Genomic DNA, 17,689 nt, shown 5'->3' on the forward strand with positions numbered 1-17,689 from the left:
GAATGGAACGGATCAAAACCGTCATCGAAAAAATCGGCGCACTGATCGTCTTTATCCAGAACCATTTCAAGGCGACCCTGCTGGTCCTCTTCGTCGTATGGCTTCTGATCCCCTCGGACGAGGAGACAATCGCCGCGCACAACCTCGAAAAAATCGTCCTCACCGGCCCCATCCTCGAAGCGGCTCCCATCCTTGAACAGCTCGAAGAGGTGCAGGAAAACCCCGACGTGCGTGGAGTACTGTTTTGCATCGATTCTCCCGGCGGCGCGGTTGCCCCTTCGGTCGAAATCGCCTACGCGATCAAACGCCTGCGCTCAGCCAAACCCGTCGTCGTCTACGCCTCGGGGATGATGGCCAGCGGAGGGTATTACGCGGGGATCTGGGGAAATGAGATCATCGCCAATCCCGGCAGTATGATCGGCTCGATCGGGGTGATCATCGAAGGGGCCGACATCTCGGGGCTGATGGAAAAAGTGGGAGTCAAAACCCAGGTGGTCCACGCGGGAAGCTACAAGCAGGTCGGAACGTTCGACCGGGCGTGGAAACCCCACGAAAAAGCCGAACTCGACAAAGTCATCACCGGGACGTACGATATGTTCGTGCGCGACGTCGCCCGCGCACGCCGCCTTGACCCGCACCAAAGCGGAACTTACGCCGACGCCCACATTTTCACCGCGGCACAGGCGCAGAAAGTGGGGCTCGTCGATAAGCTGGGCGTGGAGTACGACGCCAAGAAACGGCTCGCCGAACTGGCCAAAGTAAGCGATCCCGTCTGGAACCGCGAAGACCCGATGGAGAAATTTTTCAAACGGTTTGCCGTCGAGGGTGCCGCGACGGCGTACACGTGGTTTCCCGCTCTTACCCTGAAATAGGGCGCGATTCGATCACCTCGGCGCGGACAACGCGCCGGTCGTTCATCGCCTCGAAACGCTCACCGATGCCCAGGGCGTCGAGATCGACCACTTTTCCTTCCCGTGTGATCTGGGCAAAACCGCTTTTGTTTTTGTGTTTGGGATGCTGAGCCTCGTAGGCGTTTGTCATCTGAACGATCATACTCTGCTTTTCCCGCAGGCGCTGAAGGATTTCGCGCTCGAACCGTTCTTTGAGCGTCGGCAGTTCCTGAACCCCCGATCGCAGTTTTTGCGCGATCTGCATCCCGAAACGTTTTGTCAGTTCGGCGACGGCCTCTTTTTGGAGCGCCAGACGGTGCTCGATCCCGTGGCGTTTAAATGCCTCTTGCATCATGTGCAGTTGCTCACGTTTGCGTTCGAGCCGCTGGGAGATCAGATGGAAAGCGCCGTAGCGCATTTCGTCGATCGTCTGAAAGAGTTCGTTTCGATCGGGCAGCAGCATCTGCATCGCCGCGCTTGGGGTCGGCGCGCGCAGGTCCGCGACATAGTCGCTGATGACCCAGTCGATCTCGTGTCCGACCGCGGAAACGACGGGAGTCTGCATCGCGTAGATCGCGTCGGCGACAATCTCTTCGTTAAACGGCCACAAATCTTCGATACTCCCGCCTCCGCGCGCGGCAACGACGGCATCGGCTCCCAGCGTATCGGCGTACCGCAGCGCTCCGGCAATCTGGGCCGCGGCACGCTCCCCCTGTACCAGAACGTCCAGGACGATAAGCCGTACCAGCGGCCAGCGATGGACGCTCACCCGCTGCATGTCCTGAAGCGCGGCTCCGGTTGCGGAGGTGACCAAAACAATCGTCCGGGGAAATTTGGGAAAACTTTTTTTCCGTTCGGTGTCGAAATACCCCTTGGCCTCGAGACGCTGTTTGAGCTGCTCGAACGCGACCGAGAGCGCACCCTGCCCGTAAGGTTCCGCACCGAAGCAGTTGATCTGGTATTCTCCCCGGGGCTTGTAAAGCGACAGGGCACCGTGGATCACGACCCGCGCCCCCTCTTCGAGGCGGAATTTGAGCCGAGAGGCGTTGCCCCGGAACATCACGCATTTGATGGAGGATTCGGCGTCTTTGAGGGTGAAATAGATGTGTCCGCTGCCGTGGTGGGTGATGCGGGAGAGTTCCCCTTCCACGCTAACGTATTCGAACGAGGTTTCGAGCAGCGTTTTGATCTGTTCGTTGAGCGAAGAGACGCTGAGGGCGGGGGTCATTTTTTGCGGGCGATCAGCAGTGTGGAGATGTCCATCGAGAAGCTTTTGGCGTAGAGCATCTCGAACCCCGCCGCTTCCAGTTCCTGCGTCATTTTGCCGACGGTGAGAAACCCTTCGATCGAGTCGGGAAGGTAGCGGTACGCTTCGTAGTTCTTCGAGATCAGCCCGCCGACTCGCGGGAGGACGTTGTTCATGTACCAGTCACGGATTTTTCCCAGTACCGAAGGGTTCTCGTTTTTCATGAATTCCAGAATCACGACGAGCCCCCCCGGCTTGAGGACGCGGTTGAATTCATCCAGTGCTTTTTCACGCTCGACGACGTTTCGGATGCCGTAAGAGATACTGATGATGTCGGCCGAAGTGTCGTTTCGCGGAATGGCGGTCGCCGGGGCGATCGTAAACGCCAGATCGGGAAACTTTTCCCGTCCGACACCGACCATCCCCTCGCTCGGATCGACGCCGACGATTTCACCGACACCGACGCCCGCTTTTTGGGCGCGGCGTTGCCAGTATCCCATCATGTCCCCCGTGCCGCAGGCGACGTCGACGATCGCGTCGAGACGCTTGGAGGGGCAATACCCGTATGCCAGATCGCATGCCTTGCGCCGCCAGAATGTATCGACTCCCATGCTGAGGACGCGGTTCGCGGTATCGTACGTGGGCGCGATGTCATTGAACATCGAGACAATTTTTTCTTGCTTGGTCATCACTCAGGCTTCTTTCGTATGGTTTTCATCCAAAGGCGTATATCGTCAGGGATTGTAGCGTGCAGTACCTCAAACTCCTCTGTAACGCTTCGCATTCCGACCGATCCGCCCCCCGATCTTGGGGCAATGTAACTCAGATACCAGTCACAATGCGGTGCACACGCGGCCATCATACCCGCGCCCCCCTCGATCATCACGAGGCGGTAGTCGCGGATCCTCTCCAGCGTAGACTCGATGTAAACCTTCCGGCCACTGACGCTAAACAGGGGGATCGAGGGGTCAAAATCGCCCCCGCGCGAGTAGATCAGTACATCCGGGGCGCGGCCGCCGACCATCCGGGCATCGAGGGTCGGTCGGTCACAGCGTACCGTGTTGCCGCCGATGACCAGCAGATCGCATTTGTCTCGAAGATCGTGTACGTGGGTACGTGAACCATAGGAGCTGATGATGCCGCCGTCTACGGTACCGTCGAGTCTCTGGGCCCATTTGAAAAATGCAAACGTCCCGTTCTGCCACCGCGAAAACGGTTCCAGCAACGCTTTGCCTTCCTCTTCCATCACCCCCGCAGTGCATGCGATTCCCGAATCCGTCAGTATCCGGGCTCCCCCCGCGGCTGCGGGGTTGGGATCCTTGCAGGCGATGTCGACGCGTTTGATCCCCAGGTCGCGGATCAGCATCGCGCACGAAGGGGTTTTACCGCTGTGGGAACACGGCTCGAGCGTCACGGCCATGGAAACGTCGTGAAAAATACCGTTGTGGTGCGTCCGGAGGTAATCGTGGAGGAGATGCGCGTCGTCGCACTCCGCGATGTCCGTATCGCCGCTGAGGCGGGTATACGCATCGCGCAGGGCGTAGACTTCCGCATGGGGGCCGCCCGCTTTTTTGTGGGCACCGACCGAGAGGATCTCGCCCGAGGGGCCGATACAGACGGCACCGACGGCGGGGTTGGGAAAAGTGAGCAACTGATATTCCCACGCCGCATCGAGCGCGAGTCGCATCGGGTGGGCGGGGAGTGAGCGTTCCATTACCACTCGAAGTAGGTTTTGGCCTTGCTGATGGAGCGGAAAGGGATCTTTTTCTCCCCTTCAGCGGTCTGAAGAAGAATCTCTTCGCCTTCGACGGCGGAGAGTTCCCCTTCGTACTTCTCTTTTTCCATGGTCGAGAGGACTACTTTTTCGCCGATCGAACGTTTGAAGTGTTCCAGCGTCTTGAGTTTACGCTCAATCCCCGGAGAACTCACTTCAAGGCGGTACTCTCCGCCGACCGGAGGCGTGACGTCGAGCAGGGGCGAAATCAGGTGGGTCGCTTCGACGCACTGATCGAGGTTGACCCCGCCGGGCGCCGTGACGCTGACGCGGAAAATCGTGTGTCCGTTTTCATTCAGGATCGCCGTATCGTACAGGGAAAGCCCGATCGATTCGACCATTTTTTGGATATCGGTTTCGAGACTCATTCTTTCTTCTCCTTGGCGATCTGGGCGAACAGCGCTTCGATTTTTTTGCTTCTTTCGAGCGTATCGTCAAAGACGAACGCCAGCTTCGGCGAACGGAACCACCCCTGCTCGCGCATGCAGTACTCTTCGATCAGGGGGCGTGCTTTTTCGAGGAGCTTGAGGAAAACACGCTGCTCTTCGGGAGAAAAAACGCTCGGGTCAAGATAGACCTTGGCGTCACTTCGCCCTTTGGAACACTGAACGTCGACGACGTCGACTTCGCGCAGCCGCTCGTCGGAGAGTTGCGAAATCGCCTCGGGAATCAGCTCTTTGAGAACCGATTCGGTCCGTTTGAGTTTGATTTCTGCGGGTGTCACAGCGTTACTTTCGTCTCAATTTTCGTGAAAGTTTCGATAACGTCGCCAACGCGGACGTCGGTGTATCCGTCAAGTACGACACCGCAGTCGAATCCTTTGGCGACCTCTTTGACGTCGTCTTTGAAACGTTTGAGCGACGTCAGGTCGCCTTCGTGGATCACGACGCCTTCGCGGATTACGCGGACCATTCCGCCGCGTACGAGTTTACCGTCCACAACGACACAACCCGCGACGGTGCCCCCTTTGGGCAGCGGGAACGTATCACGCACTTCGGCCTGACCGGTATTCTCTTCGCGGAATTTCGGAGCCATCATGCCCGTCAGCATCGCCGTAATGTCGTCGATCAGCTGATAAATGATCGAATAGGTCTTGATGTTGACGCCCATCTGTTTGGCCATCGCGTTCACGTTTCCGGTCGGTCGTACATTGAATCCGATCAGGACGCAGTTTTCACTGTTGTTGACCAGCGCGACGTCGTTTTCGGTGATACCGCCCACGCCGCTGGAAATGACGTCGACTTTGACCTCTTCGTTACGCAGTTCGGCGAGCGAGTTCTTGATCGCTTCGAGTGAGCCGTGAACGTCGGTTTTGAGGACCACCTTAAGCGCTTTGAGGCGCCCTTCGGCGATCAGCGAGGTGAGTTCGTCCAGCGTCGTTTTCGTACTGTGCGAGAGTTCGCGGTGACGGTCGTATTCGTAGCGTTTCTGAGCGTATTCGCGCGCTTCTTTGTCGCTTGGCATCGCCAGCATGATCTCGCCTGAAGGGGGAACTTCGTTGAGACCGACGACAACGGCCGTTTCGCTCGGTCCGATTTTTTTGAGCTGCGCCTTGCGGTCGTTGATCAGGGCCCGTACCCGTCCGAATGCACTTCCGCAGACGATGTTGTCTCCGACGCTGAGGGTACCGTTTTGGACGATGACCGTCGCGACCGGACCGCGTCCTTTTTCGAGGGTACTTTCGACGACGACCGCTTTGGCCATCGCTTTGGGGTTGGCGCGCAGTTCCATCACTTCGGCCTGCAGCAAAATCGCTTCGAGCAGCTCGTCGATCCCCGTCATCGCTTTGGCCGATACGCCGACAAATTCAACGTCTCCGCCCCACTCGACGGGATTCAGTCCCAGTTCGGCCATCTGTGCTTTGACCATGTCGGGGTTGGCGCCGGGTTTGTCCATTTTGTTGACCGCTACGATCACCGGAACGTTTGCCTCTTTGGCGTGTTTGACCGATTCGCGCGTCTGCGGTTTCACCCCGTCATCCGCCGCAACGACGATGACGATGATGTCGGTCAGCTGCGCCCCGCGTGAACGCATCGCGCTGAACGCTTCGTGCCCCGGGGTATCGAGGAACGTGATAAGCTTGCCGTGCTGCTCGACCGAGTAAGCCCCGATGTGCTGCGTAATCCCTCCCGCTTCGCCGGCGGCGACGCGGGCGTTGCGGATCGCGTCGAGGAGTGAGGTTTTACCGTGGTCGACATGCCCCATGATGGTAATGACCGGCGGGCGTTCTTCCATTCCCGCTTCGTCTTCGGCCGCGATCTCTTCGTACGCCTCTTCGAGGTTGAAAGCGTCCTTGGGATCGATCGTCGTCACTTCGACGCCGAATTCGCTGGCAAGGATCTCGATCTCGTCTTTTCCGAGGAAGTCGTTTTTCGTGACCATCATTCCGAGGTTGAAAAGAATTTTGATCACTTCGGCCAGAGGCTGCCGGATCTTTTCGGCGAACTCGTATACACGGATGTCTTCGGGGATTTCGACGTGCGTGACCGCTTCTTCTTCTTTGCTCTCTTTGGTGTATTTTTTACGGGCTTCCCGCGCTACCTGGCGGGGTCTGTTTTTGTTCGCACCCTGTTTTTTGCCCGAATTGCGCCCGATCGGTTTTTTCTCTTTGGGTTTTTGCGGCTCTTCTTCGGGTTCGACTTTCGCGTTCAGGTCGCTGAAATCGAGCAATACGACCTGCTCGTCCTCGTAGTCCATCGACACGTCGGAGATATCGCCGCCGAAGATGTCGAGCTTGACACCCTGCTCTTTTTTCTGCACGGGGGCCGCGCTTTGGGCTTTTTTGGCACGTTTGGCCTCAAGCTCGCGCTGGGCTTCGGGGCTCAGCTTGCCGTACTGCGAAACGGCGGCCGCGCGCTCTTCACGCTGGATGGCCTGGATCTCTTCTTCACTGGGACGCTTTTTCTTGACGATTTTGAGGCCCGAACGTTTCTGAGGCTCGGCTTCTTCCGCCGGAGCCGATTCGGCGGCCGTTTCTTCAACCGTCTTGGGTGCCGGGGTCTCTTCTGCTACCGCAGCCGCCGGCGCTTCTTCGGCCGGAGTCGGTTTCGCCGGGGATTTGGATGCGGCGCTCTCCGCAGACGCCCCGCTCATGATATAGTTCATGATCTGCTCGGCCTCTTCGATCGAAACCGAACTCGAAGCGGTTTTGACGTTCAACCCCATTGCGGCGGCTTTGTCCACGACCTCCTTGGAATTGATACCAAGTTCCTTGGCGATTTCATGAACTCTGACTTTATCCATCATTAACGATGATCTCCTTTAACCGATTCATTAGCATCTCCGTTCCGCCGTGTTTGCACTGGCGGGCCAGCTGGCCCGGAGTTTTTTTATGGTGGGTGCACGAAGGGCAGAGGTAAAAACTTCTCCCTTCACCGCCGTAGGGTTCGAGCGAACCTTCCCGGCATTGTAGACGCAAGAGAGCCGACTGCGCGAAACGTTCGCGGCACACTACGCACATACGTACGGGCTGATGTAACTTTTGCGCCATTATAGCCAATACTTTCTTTATTAACGCTCGACGATCAGTCCGTCGTTGTCAAAGCTGAGAATTTTCACCTCAAAATCGGTAAATTCGGCTTTGAATTTCTGGGCCAGGGATTCTGCGTCCTGATCGTAGACCATATTGAAAAAGGTCGAACCGCTCCCCGAAAGGGTCGACATCAGCGCCCCGTTGTCGTACGCCATCTTCTGTACCGCGAACAGCTCGGGGAGCATCTTCATCCGTACTTTCTGATGAAACCGGTCCTGGGTCGCAAGACGGAGCATTTCCCAGTCCTCGTTGAAAAACGCCCCCACCGTCACGGCCGTATGGGAGAGGTTGAAAACGGCGTTTTCCTTGCTGTACGAACGGGGCAGCGTGGTACGGGACTTGGCCGTCGAGATCGGTTTGTTGGGGATGACGACGACCGCTTTGAGATAGTCGGGGAGATGTTTTTGCTGCGAAAAGACTTTCTGTTTTTCGACCATCGCCGCATTGAAGCCCCCCATCACGGCGGGAGTGATGTTGTCGGGATGGCTTTCGTACACAAGGGCGTGGTTGAGGATGCGGCGTTTGGAGACTTTCACTCCGGCCGCCTCGTGGGCGCAGCTGATCGCGCTGACGATCACGGCCGAAGAGCTACCCAGCCCGCGCGACATCGGAATCTGGTTGTAAAACGTGAATTTGAAATTCTGCCGTTTCTGGGTAAGACGGCGGTAGTGTTCGTTAAAAATGCTCACGAACAGATTGTTCCCTTTGAGACGGGGGTTGTTCTCCCCTTCCCCTTTGATCGAAACGGCGAAAAAGCGGGAAGGGACGAGTTCGACCTGGTTACGCAGATCGACGGCAAGTCCCAGCGAATCGAATCCGGGTCCAAGGTTGGCACTGGTGGCAGGTACGCTGACGAACAAATACTTTCCTTATCCTACGGCATCAATCCCGTAATAGGGGAGATTGTCCGTGTCAAAATTTTTTGCGTCGATCCGCTTCGGTAGGGAAAAAACTCCGCAATCGGGAGATTCGAGCGGTTCTAGCGTAATCGTTGAGCTATTTTTAACAAAATAGAGCTTTCCAACTGCTTTGATGGGGCGGTTTTCGTTGAAAAAAAACGCATCCGTCGCCAAAAGGGGGATATTTTTGACGATGCTGAGGGTTTTGAGGAACAGATAGCTCACCTTGATCCCCATGAAACTCCCCGGTCCTTTGGCGTAGATGAGGGTGCGAAAACGGTAGCGTTCCAGCAGCGGCTCGAAAATCTCGGCCAACACCTCCGAACTCATCCCCTCGCTGCGGATCTCCTCGACCAGGACACCGTTTTCATAGATGCCGACGAGAACGGGCGAAGAGAGCGCGACGATCAGCGCATCATGCATACGCTTTGGCCAGCTCTTTCGATTCGACCGACGAGAGTTCGACGATCTCGTAGTTGGCAGGATCTTTGAGCAGCGCCAGGGTGAGTTTGTGGTTGAGATCGTGGCTCCCCGCAAACGCTTCGTAGTTCCCGATAAAATTCATCCCGATCAGCGACATGTCGCCGATCGCGTCGAGGATCTTGTGACGGACGAATTCGTCCCCGAAGCGGAGCCCTTCGGGGTTGAGCACTTTTTTGTCGTCGAGAACGACGGCGTTCTCCAAACTTCCCCCCAGCGCCAGACCGACCGAGCGGAGGTACTGCACCTCGTGAACGAAGCCGAATGTCCGGGCCCGCGCGATCTCGTTTTTGTAATTCTCTTTGGTGAATTTCAGCACGTAGCTCTGACGGTCGATGACAGGATGGGAAAATTTGATCGTAAAATCGTAATTCATGTCGTTCGAGGGGATCAGCTTGACGTACTTATCCCCTTCCTGAACACTCACCTCTTTTTTGATACGCAGGATCTTCTTGGGGATGTCCTGCTGTACGACACCGGCCTCATCGAGCAGCATGCAGTAGCTGACCGAAGAGCCGTCCATCACGGGGACTTCGTCCGCATCGACGATGATGCGGAGGTTGTCGATCCCGTAGGCGTAGATCGCCGAGAGCATGTGCTCGATCGTCGAAATCGTCACCCCTTCGCGCCCGATGACGGTCGCCATTTTCGTATCGACGACGTTGGAAGGTTCCAGGGGAATCGTGACCCCCGCGTCGCTGCGGTAAAAAACGATACCGCTGTTTGGGGCCAGCGGCTCCAGTCGCAGCCGTACCGGGGAGCCTTTGTGCAAACCGATCCCGACCAGTTCGACACTTTTTCCTATCGTAGTTTGCATCATGGTCTGTTTTCCTTCTCTCGGACGGGCCGATCCTGCGGGGGGCGGGCAGGCCACCCCCCCTTTGTTGTTCTACCGGAATTATACCGTGTTTACTGCTGGTTGATGATGAGCTTCGCGTTTTCGATGACGCTGGTGATGTTGTCGTAGATCCACTTCGCGTCCATCCACTCTTCGGGACGTACTTCGATCCCCTGGACGAGGATTCCGAAATGGAGGTGGTCCCCCATTGCGTAACCGCTGAGACCCGATTTGGCGATCTCCTGCCCCGCTTTGGCGATGTCGCCTTCCTGGATGTGGACGTCCGAACAGTGGCCGTAGAGGGTGTAAAGGCCGAATCCGTGGTCGATGATGGGCAGGTTCCCGTAAATCCCGTTCATCTGCGAGAAGACGACGTTACCCCCGTTGGACGCGTTAATCTGCCCCATCTGCACGCTCGCAAGATCGAGCCCCATGTGGTACGCCTGGGAGAAATTCTTTTTCTCTTTGTAGCTGTAGATGCGGTGGTCCCCGAAATCGGCGACTTTCTGCCCGTTTGGCATCGGATAAAACGGCTGCGGGCTGAAATCGGTAATCATCGCGTTCGACACTTTCGACGTAACCCGGTGGATGATTTTTTCGTTGTTCGCCCGGACCGTTTCGTTGATGATCTTGAACTGCTCGAGCCGATCGTCCACCCCGGCGGTCTCTTCGTATTCGTTCGCCAGTTCGGCGATTTTACCGTCAAGGAAAGCGTCGCTGAGCTCGATGTTCGAAACGCGGTAGACGTGATCTTTCAGCCGCAGGGGGACGGAGCTTTTCGTTTCGTTTCCGGCACGGTCGCGGGCGACGACGGTTGCGCTGAACGTGCTTTGCTGGACCGGCCACGCCAGCAGGGAGGCGTAATACCCCTCTTTCATGAAAGGCTGGGCGATAAACGTCTTGCCGTAGTTGGTCTGGATCTTCAGGCTTTCCATGTGCGGATCGGTCGCCTTGAAAATGACGATCGCCGATCCCCCTTTTTGGATCTTGTAGGAGTGCGCGACGATGGAGAGGACCGGGCGGCGCTGATCGATGACGAGGGTCCGCTCTTCTTTGAGCGTATTACCCATAAAAAGGCCCCAGAGGCTTCGGTCAGTCGCTTCGATCGTCAGGGTAACCGACTGTGCCTCGACCCGGCGGACCCCTTTTGGCGGAAGAATTTCAAACGTTCTTTTCGATTCGGCGGCCGGCGTATTCTCCTCGGTCACGACCCACTCTTCGTGCGGCGTGGAGATCGTCGCTTTGAACGATTTGAGTCCGCTGGCGTCCTCTACGGTCACGTGCATCGGCTCTTTGAAATTCCAGTAGCCCTCATGGCTGACGGTGATTTTCGGATCCTCGCGTTCAAACATCGGTGAAAACGCCATGAATCCGATCGCCCCGATTACTGCGGCGGCAATCACCCATCCCAAAAATCCAGAATTTCTTCGGCCTCTTCTCACTGCATCTCCTTTTGTATCATCATCGTTATCTCTTTGACGAGCGCGTGGACGTCGTCGTGTTCAACCTTCGCTCCGGCCCGGTGTTTATGCCCGCCGCCGCCGAAATTTTCCATAATCCTCGCGGCATCGATTCCGCCCGTCGTCCGCAGCGAAAGCTTGATGCCGCCCCCCGGGCGTTCGACGTGCATCAGCGAGGCGCGGACATGCCGCATCCCCAGCGCTTCGTCGAGCACCGGTTTGCACTCCGCGACCGTGGCTCCCGTATCGGCCAAAAGTGCCGCATCCACACCGAAAACCGCAAGCGCACCGTCGAGGTAAAGGCGCATCGCTTTGAGCATCTTCCCTTTTGAGCGGAGCGACGCGAGCGAATTGCGCCCGTAAAGCCATTCGACGCATAACGCGTGGTCGGCACCCAGCCCGATGAGACGGTGGGCCATCTCGAAGGTCCTGGCGTCGCATCCGGGCGATCGGAAACATTTCGAATCGTCCACAAGACCCGCATAAAGCGAAAGCGCCATTTTACCATTGATTTTTAACCCGTTGGCAACAAAAAAATCGTAAACGGTCTGGGTGGTACTGATCGCATCGGTATCCAGAAAATTGTGGGTCCCGAAAAAATCGTTGCTGCGATGGTGGTCGAAGTTGATCAGCGGCAATTCCCGCTCTATCCCCAGACGCCCGTAGCTTCCGCAGTCGAAGCTGATCATGCAGTCCGCATCTTCGGGGAAACGGTCGGTCACTTTCTCAAACCACGGCAGAAACGCCAGCTTAGGGTCAATCTCGGCCGAAGCGCAAAAAAGGGTGATTTTTTTGTTCAGGCGCAGCAGGTAGGAATAAAACGCGCTCGCCGACCCGAGCGAATCGGCATCGGGGTTTTTGTGGGCGATGAGAACGATGTGTCGCGAAGACTCGATCAGTTCGTGCGCCATATCTCCCCCCTCCTCGTGAAAATGGGGGCGATTATACCATGCTTTGGGACAATCCGTGCCGCCCCGATGGTCAATATTTCATCATTATTCCGCAGCGCTCTCAAGAACCGCTTCGAAATCTTTCTGCGCCTGCATGAGTGCCGCTTTGGCTTCGGCGTCTTCGACACGCGCGCTGCTCATCCAGTTGTAAACGCCGGGGAATCCCATCACGATCTCGTCGGCGTCTTTTTTCTTGTACACCATCAGGGTACACGGAGCGAAGGCGGCCGCTTCGGGACGCGTTTTGGCGACGGTGTAGATCACTTTTAGCTTGCAGATCGAATAGGTGTCGTAAAAATGGAACGGGCTCTCTTCACCCAGGGCGAAGTTGTAGTCGGTGAAGTTCGACATGACGAATCCCGCGGGTTTGAGGCCGTCTTCGATCATCATTTCGGTCGCTTCCTTGTCGCTCGTCCAGCTCTCGGCGCTGCTCGCTTTGACGTAACGGCTGAGCAACGGCCCCGAAGCGGGGAGCGAATTCTCGCTTGCGCGTACTTTGGCGTTCGGGAGCGCTTTTTTAAGCGCGGAGAGGACCTCTTTTTCGATCAGGGCGAATTCGGGAGCGTCGAACCCGGCGATCTTTTTCATCGCATCCGCGGTCAACACCGATACGTGGAGGTTTTTGTCCCCGTTGCGCTGGTAAATCCCAAATCCCATCGGAACGAAAATCCCGGCGTCGGGATGGGCTTTAACCAGCGTCGCGGCATGATTTTTGTGGTAGGCCGTCAGCAGATTGAACACCGAAAAATCGCTCTGCTGGAACTGGATTTTGAACGGGCCGTTCATCTCGGTGTTGGCCGAAATGACGAAACCGGCGTTCTCGAGCCCTTTTTCGATCACCGCAGGGGTGATTTTCCCCTCCGCGTTGGGTACGTCGAAAAGGTGGAAATCCCCACCGAACAAGGCTGCGGCGCTCAGCGCCACGGCAAACAGATATTTTTTAAACATGATCTTTCTCCTTAGGGTTGAATGTAAAAGGCGCCTTCGGTTGCGCGCTCGATCACTTCGGCGATCCCGGCCGAAACGATTTCGACATCCTCGATGAGGGCCGATGCGCGAATTTTTTTTGTCTCCATCGTATTGCCGCAGGCGACGAATTCGACGCCGTACTGCTGCAGCGCACGTACCCGCACGGCGATCTCTTTTTCGCTCTTGAGAAGCGTGCGGATGCCGTGGTAATAGGCGACCACCCGCAGGTGTATTTTTTCGGGGCCGTAGAATTTGAGGACGTTGTTGGCCGTGCTGAGGGCATGATGGATCGATTCATCATCCCCATGACTGATCCCCATGACCACTTCGCGCGGTTTGTCGATGGAAGGTTCCGGCTGAGCGAAACGGACGTCGCCGAACGCCAGCGTACAGCAAATCACCCCCCAAAGCAGCACCGTTTTCATCACTCCCACTCCAGTACGCGATAGGAGGCTTCGACGTTCTGACGGTGCGTCCCTTCGTAGAGTTTGTATTTTTTGTAGTCGTCCATGGTCACTTTTTTGACCGTCTCGTCAATCCCCAGCCCCTCACCGATCGCGGCGCGGATTTCGTTACGCATCTGCGTAAAATAGTCCCGTGTCATCGCCGCTGCCTCTTTGTCGGTTCGGTTTCCGTGCCCGCCGATCACGTGGACGGCCCCCAACTTCTCCAGATCCTCCAGCGCTTCGAGCCAGCCGTTGATGTCGCCGCCGCGCACCGATGGGAGACGGTCGTTAAAAACCAGATCGGCCGCTATCAGCACTTTGGATTTCGGCAAAAAGACCACCATGTCTTTCGCCGTATGGGCTTTGCGTTTGGCGATTTTCAGCTCCACCGTTTGGTTTCCGACCTTCAGCGTCGTATCGGCGTTGATCATCTCGGTCGGCATGGTCGGTTTCGTTTTAGCGTATGCCTCGGGAGAGATATAGGTTTGCATTCGGGTAGGCTCGCTCATATCGGCATTTACCTTGAAATCGTCCGAACCCAAAACTCTAACTCCCTGTTCGGTAAAGAAGTTGTTTCCCAGCCAGTGGTCGTCGTGGATATGCGTATTGATCACGAGTTTGACCGGAAGCGGTTTGATTTTTTGCATCGCGTTGTAGGCCGAGCGGGCATACGCGTAGGAGGGGCCGGTGTCGACGACGACATACCCTTCCCCCGCATCGATGTAACAGCTGTTGACGATGTTGCCGTTGTTGGTTTTATCCATAATTTCGGGTTTCCCGAAAAAACAGTGAACGTCCGATGTGACCCGTACCGGCTTGAGCGCGTAATCATACGCACTCAAACTCGTGACGGCCAGCAATAAAGTTCCCAACAACGCTTTCATCATTCAGCCTTTAGAAGAGGTAGTTAACTTCGAAACGGTATTCGTTATACGAGTTGTAATCGGTTGTGGCCTGAACGGTTTGACTGGTATAGCCATTATCCGCGTTTACAATCCCCATACGGAATTTGAATTCGGTGTTCGGAAGTTCTTTAAACGTTTTCCACAGATCGACCATCAAGATATTGCGGTCAGTAAATGTAGACGTAAATGCTTTGTTCTCGTCAAAATTCATATCTTCGTATGCAACCATCGCTTTAAAGCCCGGGACCAGGCCAGCTTTTCCAAAGTCGTAATCAGCACGAAGCATCCAGTTTTTGGTGTTTGCGATCCAGTCAACCTGAGCCATCAAACGAGTGTATCCCCCCGTCGGGAATCCGCGCCATGGAGCGATGATATCCGCATCATTTGCAATCTCTGAATAACCTGCTGTCATTGTAAGCGGTCCGCCGTTTAGTACGAGGCGTCCCATGATGATGCTACCGTCAACACTGTCCCCGGTAGTATAGCCTCTTGAAGCCGCATTCGCCGCAGTTACCGCACCACTTAAAGATGCACCGCCGATTTTACCGGCGCCGTCATCCATCTGTTTCAGGTAACGAATACCCGGAGTTAGTTTCCACGTATCATTCAATTTGATCTGGTAGTTCGCTTCGGCGATCGCCGTGTTAAAGAAACCGTTCAGATCGACATATTCAAAATCAAGCTTCAGATTCGGAATCGATTTGTTCGATGCTGTGACAAGAACCATCTCTGGATCGACGTCACCGTTTCCACGTGCACGGATATTGGCAGGAGTCAGACCCTTATGGACACCCGAATCGTCGTTTTCGTTGTATTTTTGATATGCGATGATGCTATGGAACGTCTGGTGGTCACGAAGTTTTTGCTCCATAATGTATCCCGCTCGTACTGTTGTATCCGGAATATCTTTATTTTCGATAACAGCCGCTTCGAATGTGTTCGGGATCATTTTGGTATCATTCGTTGCCAACATGATGCTATCAATTCCTTGACGACCTACTTTCACGTTCGTTTTGCCGTTTTTGTATTCCAAATAGGCTTCGGCAAAATTCCCCATTGCTCCTTCACTGCCGTCTGCACGGGTATGATAGGTATCTTTACCGGCTTTACCGTAGTTAGTCGTCCCTGAACCTAAAGTATTATCGTTGTGCATCGGAACCGTACCGTAGAATCCTGCCGTTGCGCCGAAACCGTGGAAATAGCCGGTCTTATAAATGAGGCTGCCCCCCAGACCCCACATATTGTTGTCCTGGACGGCAGAGTTTTCGTTTTCCCAATCCCACCAAAACATGTTCGAACGGAGACGTCCGTATACTTCGCCTTCGGTGAACATTTCGGTGATTGAGTTTACCTCGCCAGGAACCTTGGTGTACTCCACCTGCATACTTGGTTTGATATCACGATCTTCGCTTTTAAGGGCATACGCCGACGTAGAAAGTACGCAGACCGCTGCGGCTGCGATACTAAGATTAACCAATTTCATCATTCACTCCTTAAGTTGATAGATTACAGAAAGAGTGCTGTTAGCACCCTTTCGAGCCTTTTTTCGGACACCCACAGTTATAATCCATAATACGGACGTTGCTGTTGCCGCTGATGTTGAGTGTTTTCTGACGGCGGATGTACTCTGCCGTCACATCGTACACGGGACGGGTAAGCTGATCTCTCAGATTACGTCCCGCATTTTGCAGATTGCCCCCCCAGGAAGAGACTTTATAGGTCTTGCCATCGTCAAGCGCCTTGCCCCCTACCATGAGATTGCTGATCCGTTTGCCGCTCTCGGCCCCGATTTTGATGTCGTACGTCACGTTGCCCAGACGGCTCATGTCGCCGCCTTGCTGATAGAGCGGGTTGGCGTTGAACACGTTGTCGGCGATGTCTTCGAGAAGGGTGCGGATCTGTTTTCCCCCCAGCTCGAACGTATAAACGTTCGGATAGGTGATCCCCGTCATCTCATAGACGTTGTCCATTGTGATCGGATCGCCGCCCAAAACGGTCGTCCCCCAGCGGTATCCGGGGGTGAACGAAATGTCCGAATCCATCGCGGAGAGGATGGCGTCGTTGATCAGTTCGTCGAACGTCGAATGGAACGTATCGCGTTTGTAGAGGGTGTTTTTGGTCACCCCCAGAATCTCGCCGAACTCACGGTCGTAAGGCTTGTACCATTTCGCGATCAGCGCATCCCCTTCGGGATCGGCGGGGATCAGGTTCGAAGCGACGGGGATGAGTTTGTACTCGTACCCTTTGACCTTGTGGTTCTGGATGTCGATGTCCAGGCGCCCGACGTATTTGCCGTGGCTTCCCGCGATCACGATCACCGTACCGTTAATGACCGTCGGACGCGGCGAAGGATCGTGCGTATGGCCGCTGAGGATGAAATCGATCCCCTTGACCTGGCGCGCAACCTCCTGGTCGACGCTGAAGCCGTCATGCGATAGGACGACGACGCAGTCGACTTTTTCCTCTTTACGGAGCTTGTCGACGTACTGCTGCAGCGTATCGAGGCGCAGACCGAAGCTCCACCCCTGCGTAAACTCTTTGGGGTTCGCCGTCGAGGTAAACGGGAACGACTGCCCGATAATGCCGATCTTGGCACCGCCGCGTTCCATCACCGTGTAGGGTTCGAAAATCAGTTCTTCGAAATCGTCGGCAAACGAATCGTCCCCGATGATGTTCTGGGAGATGAATTTGGCGTTGAGCTTTTCGATCAGTTCTTTGACCCGCTGTTTGCCGTACGTAAACTCCCAGTGACCGACCATGACGTCGACCCCCAGATAGTTCTGCGCGTCGACGATCGCCTCGCCCTGCGTTTTAAGCGCAACGCCGGTCCCCTGCCAGGTATCCCCTGAATCAAGGAGGAGGACGTTGTCCGCGCCGCGCTCTTTTTTGATGTGGTTGATGAGGGTTTTCATGTGCGAAATCCCCCCCATTTTCCCGAACTTGTGCGCAAGCGCGTCGAAGTTCATGTAGGTATCGAAATAGGCGTCCAGGGTTTTCCCCTTCATCCCGTAATAATTCAGAAACGACTCCCCGCACAAAAAGCCCGGGGTCCCGGTGAGGTTCGGCGCCGAAATCAGCGTTGAGGGCTCTCGCCAGTACAGCGGTTTGATGTGGGCGTGCATATCGCAGATATGCAGCAGCGTCACGTTCCCGCGCGCTTTGAAATCGTAAATATCCTTGAGGGTCACCTCATCGGCACGTTTGGTGCTAGAAGCCGCCGATGCCGCAGCCGGAAGCCCAAGCCCCAGTGCCGCGGCAATCTGGAAAAAATCTCTTCGTGACAGATCCATGACGATACCT

Annotated in this window: 18 protein-coding genes; 1 reads left to right on the plus strand and 17 read right to left on the minus strand. The window is 55.7% G+C overall.

The annotated features are described in order from the left end of the window. The first annotated feature begins 2 nt into the window (after nt 1-2). Nucleotides 3-872 carry a signal peptide peptidase SppA gene (gene sppA / locus AB1763_01085; protein ID MEW5831418.1) on the plus strand — a complete coding sequence of 290 codons (870 nt, stop codon included), beginning with the start codon at nt 3-5 and terminating at the stop codon, nt 870-872. Here the strand turns inward: sppA and xseA are convergent. The 17 genes from xseA to soxB all read right to left on the minus strand — a co-directional run bounded on the left by xseA (nt 859) and on the right by soxB (nt 17,679). After that, complete coding sequence (gene xseA / locus AB1763_01090; GenBank protein MEW5831419.1) at nt 859-2,118, minus strand: exodeoxyribonuclease VII large subunit; 1,260 nt, start codon at nt 2,116-2,118, stop codon at nt 859-861. The genes sppA and xseA overlap by 14 nt on opposite strands. After that, entirely contained in the window at nt 2,115-2,825 is a 711-nt protein-coding gene (ubiE, locus tag AB1763_01095) for a bifunctional demethylmenaquinone methyltransferase/2-methoxy-6-polyprenyl-1,4-benzoquinol methylase UbiE (GenBank protein ID MEW5831420.1), read from the minus strand. The genes xseA and ubiE overlap by 4 nt, the downstream gene beginning before the upstream one ends. Beyond that, entirely contained in the window at nt 2,825-3,850 is a 1,026-nt protein-coding gene (gene ribD, locus AB1763_01100) for a bifunctional diaminohydroxyphosphoribosylaminopyrimidine deaminase/5-amino-6-(5-phosphoribosylamino)uracil reductase RibD (protein ID MEW5831421.1), read from the minus strand. Before ribD ends, ubiE begins: the two co-directional genes overlap by 1 nt. Further along, the gene (locus tag AB1763_01105) at nt 3,850-4,278 is read right to left on the minus strand and encodes a ribosome maturation factor RimP (protein MEW5831422.1); all 429 of its coding nucleotides are present in this window, start codon (nt 4,276-4,278) and stop codon (nt 3,850-3,852) included. The genes ribD and AB1763_01105 overlap by 1 nt, the downstream gene beginning before the upstream one ends. Next, entirely contained in the window at nt 4,275-4,634 is a 360-nt protein-coding gene (gene rbfA / locus AB1763_01110; GenBank protein ID MEW5831423.1) for a 30S ribosome-binding factor RbfA, read from the minus strand. Before rbfA ends, AB1763_01105 begins: the two co-directional genes overlap by 4 nt. Continuing rightward, nucleotides 4,631-7,153 carry a translation initiation factor IF-2 gene (gene infB / locus AB1763_01115; protein ID MEW5831424.1) on the minus strand — a complete coding sequence of 841 codons (2,523 nt, stop codon included), beginning with the start codon at nt 7,151-7,153 and terminating at the stop codon, nt 4,631-4,633. Before infB ends, rbfA begins: the two co-directional genes overlap by 4 nt. Beyond that, nucleotides 7,146-7,400 (minus strand): DUF448 domain-containing protein, encoded by a 255-nt coding sequence (locus AB1763_01120; GenBank protein MEW5831425.1) that lies wholly within the window; start codon nt 7,398-7,400, stop codon nt 7,146-7,148. The genes infB and AB1763_01120 overlap by 8 nt, the downstream gene beginning before the upstream one ends. 20 nt (nt 7,401-7,420) lie before the next feature. After that, nucleotides 7,421-8,302, minus strand: a complete 882-nt coding sequence (gene thrB, locus AB1763_01125; GenBank protein ID MEW5831426.1) for a homoserine kinase — start codon at nt 8,300-8,302, stop codon at nt 7,421-7,423. A gap of 9 nt (nt 8,303-8,311) precedes the next feature. Next, on the minus strand, nt 8,312-8,764 hold the full coding sequence (locus AB1763_01130; protein MEW5831427.1) for a hypothetical protein: 453 nt from the start codon (nt 8,762-8,764) through the stop codon (nt 8,312-8,314). Continuing rightward, nucleotides 8,757-9,641: a UDP-3-O-acyl-N-acetylglucosamine deacetylase gene (lpxC, locus tag AB1763_01135; protein ID MEW5831428.1), complete on the minus strand. Its 885-nt coding sequence runs from the start codon at nt 9,639-9,641 to the stop codon at nt 8,757-8,759. The genes AB1763_01130 and lpxC overlap by 8 nt, the downstream gene beginning before the upstream one ends. 89 nt (nt 9,642-9,730) lie before the next feature. Then, entirely contained in the window at nt 9,731-11,101 is a 1,371-nt protein-coding gene (locus tag AB1763_01140) for a M23 family metallopeptidase (GenBank protein MEW5831429.1), read from the minus strand. Further along, nucleotides 11,098-12,030: a DHH family phosphoesterase gene (locus AB1763_01145; protein MEW5831430.1), complete on the minus strand. Its 933-nt coding sequence runs from the start codon at nt 12,028-12,030 to the stop codon at nt 11,098-11,100. The genes AB1763_01140 and AB1763_01145 overlap by 4 nt, the downstream gene beginning before the upstream one ends. A gap of 84 nt (nt 12,031-12,114) precedes the next feature. Further along, nucleotides 12,115-13,017 (minus strand): DUF302 domain-containing protein, encoded by a 903-nt coding sequence (locus AB1763_01150; GenBank protein MEW5831431.1) that lies wholly within the window; start codon nt 13,015-13,017, stop codon nt 12,115-12,117. An 11-nt stretch (nt 13,018-13,028) separates the two neighbouring features. After that, a complete protein-coding gene (locus AB1763_01155; protein ID MEW5831432.1) occupies nt 13,029-13,463 on the minus strand; it encodes a DsrE family protein in 435 nt (144 codons plus the stop codon). Next, nucleotides 13,463-14,368: an MBL fold metallo-hydrolase gene (locus AB1763_01160; protein MEW5831433.1), complete on the minus strand. Its 906-nt coding sequence runs from the start codon at nt 14,366-14,368 to the stop codon at nt 13,463-13,465. Before AB1763_01160 ends, AB1763_01155 begins: the two co-directional genes overlap by 1 nt. Nucleotides 14,369-14,378: 10 nt before the next feature. After that, nucleotides 14,379-15,872 (minus strand): OprD family outer membrane porin, encoded by a 1,494-nt coding sequence (locus AB1763_01165; GenBank protein MEW5831434.1) that lies wholly within the window; start codon nt 15,870-15,872, stop codon nt 14,379-14,381. Nucleotides 15,873-15,912: 40 nt separating this feature from the next. Beyond that, nucleotides 15,913-17,679 carry a thiosulfohydrolase SoxB gene (gene soxB, locus AB1763_01170; protein MEW5831435.1) on the minus strand — a complete coding sequence of 589 codons (1,767 nt, stop codon included), beginning with the start codon at nt 17,677-17,679 and terminating at the stop codon, nt 15,913-15,915. Between the last annotated feature and the right edge of the window lie 10 nt (nt 17,680-17,689).

Source organism: Campylobacterota bacterium, assembly GCA_040752835.1.
GTDB lineage: Bacteria > Campylobacterota > Campylobacteria > Campylobacterales > Sulfurimonadaceae > Sulfuricurvum.

Coding starts and splice junctions, on each gene's coding strand:
- AB1763_01130 (MEW5831427.1), bottom strand. CDS start 8,764: ATGCATGATGCGCTGATCGTCGCGCTCTCTTCGCCCGTTCTCGTCGGC.
- sppA (MEW5831418.1), top strand. CDS start 3: ATGGAACGGATCAAAACCGTCATCGAAAAAATCGGCGCACTGATCGTC.
- AB1763_01155 (MEW5831432.1), bottom strand. CDS start 13,463: ATGAAAACGGTGCTGCTTTGGGGGGTGATTTGCTGTACGCTGGCGTTC.
- ubiE (MEW5831420.1), bottom strand. CDS start 2,825: ATGACCAAGCAAGAAAAAATTGTCTCGATGTTCAATGACATCGCGCCC.
- xseA (MEW5831419.1), bottom strand. CDS start 2,118: ATGACCCCCGCCCTCAGCGTCTCTTCGCTCAACGAACAGATCAAAACG.
- AB1763_01165 (MEW5831434.1), bottom strand. CDS start 15,872: ATGAAATTGGTTAATCTTAGTATCGCAGCCGCAGCGGTCTGCGTACTT.
- AB1763_01145 (MEW5831430.1), bottom strand. CDS start 12,030: ATGGCGCACGAACTGATCGAGTCTTCGCGACACATCGTTCTCATCGCC.
- soxB (MEW5831435.1), bottom strand. CDS start 17,679: ATGGATCTGTCACGAAGAGATTTTTTCCAGATTGCCGCGGCACTGGGG.
- AB1763_01105 (MEW5831422.1), bottom strand. CDS start 4,278: ATGAGTCTCGAAACCGATATCCAAAAAATGGTCGAATCGATCGGGCTT.
- AB1763_01120 (MEW5831425.1), bottom strand. CDS start 7,400: ATGGCGCAAAAGTTACATCAGCCCGTACGTATGTGCGTAGTGTGCCGC.
- infB (MEW5831424.1), bottom strand. CDS start 7,153: ATGGATAAAGTCAGAGTTCATGAAATCGCCAAGGAACTTGGTATCAAT.
- AB1763_01160 (MEW5831433.1), bottom strand. CDS start 14,368: ATGAAAGCGTTGTTGGGAACTTTATTGCTGGCCGTCACGAGTTTGAGT.
- ribD (MEW5831421.1), bottom strand. CDS start 3,850: ATGGAACGCTCACTCCCCGCCCACCCGATGCGACTCGCGCTCGATGCG.
- lpxC (MEW5831428.1), bottom strand. CDS start 9,641: ATGATGCAAACTACGATAGGAAAAAGTGTCGAACTGGTCGGGATCGGT.
- AB1763_01150 (MEW5831431.1), bottom strand. CDS start 13,017: ATGTTTAAAAAATATCTGTTTGCCGTGGCGCTGAGCGCCGCAGCCTTG.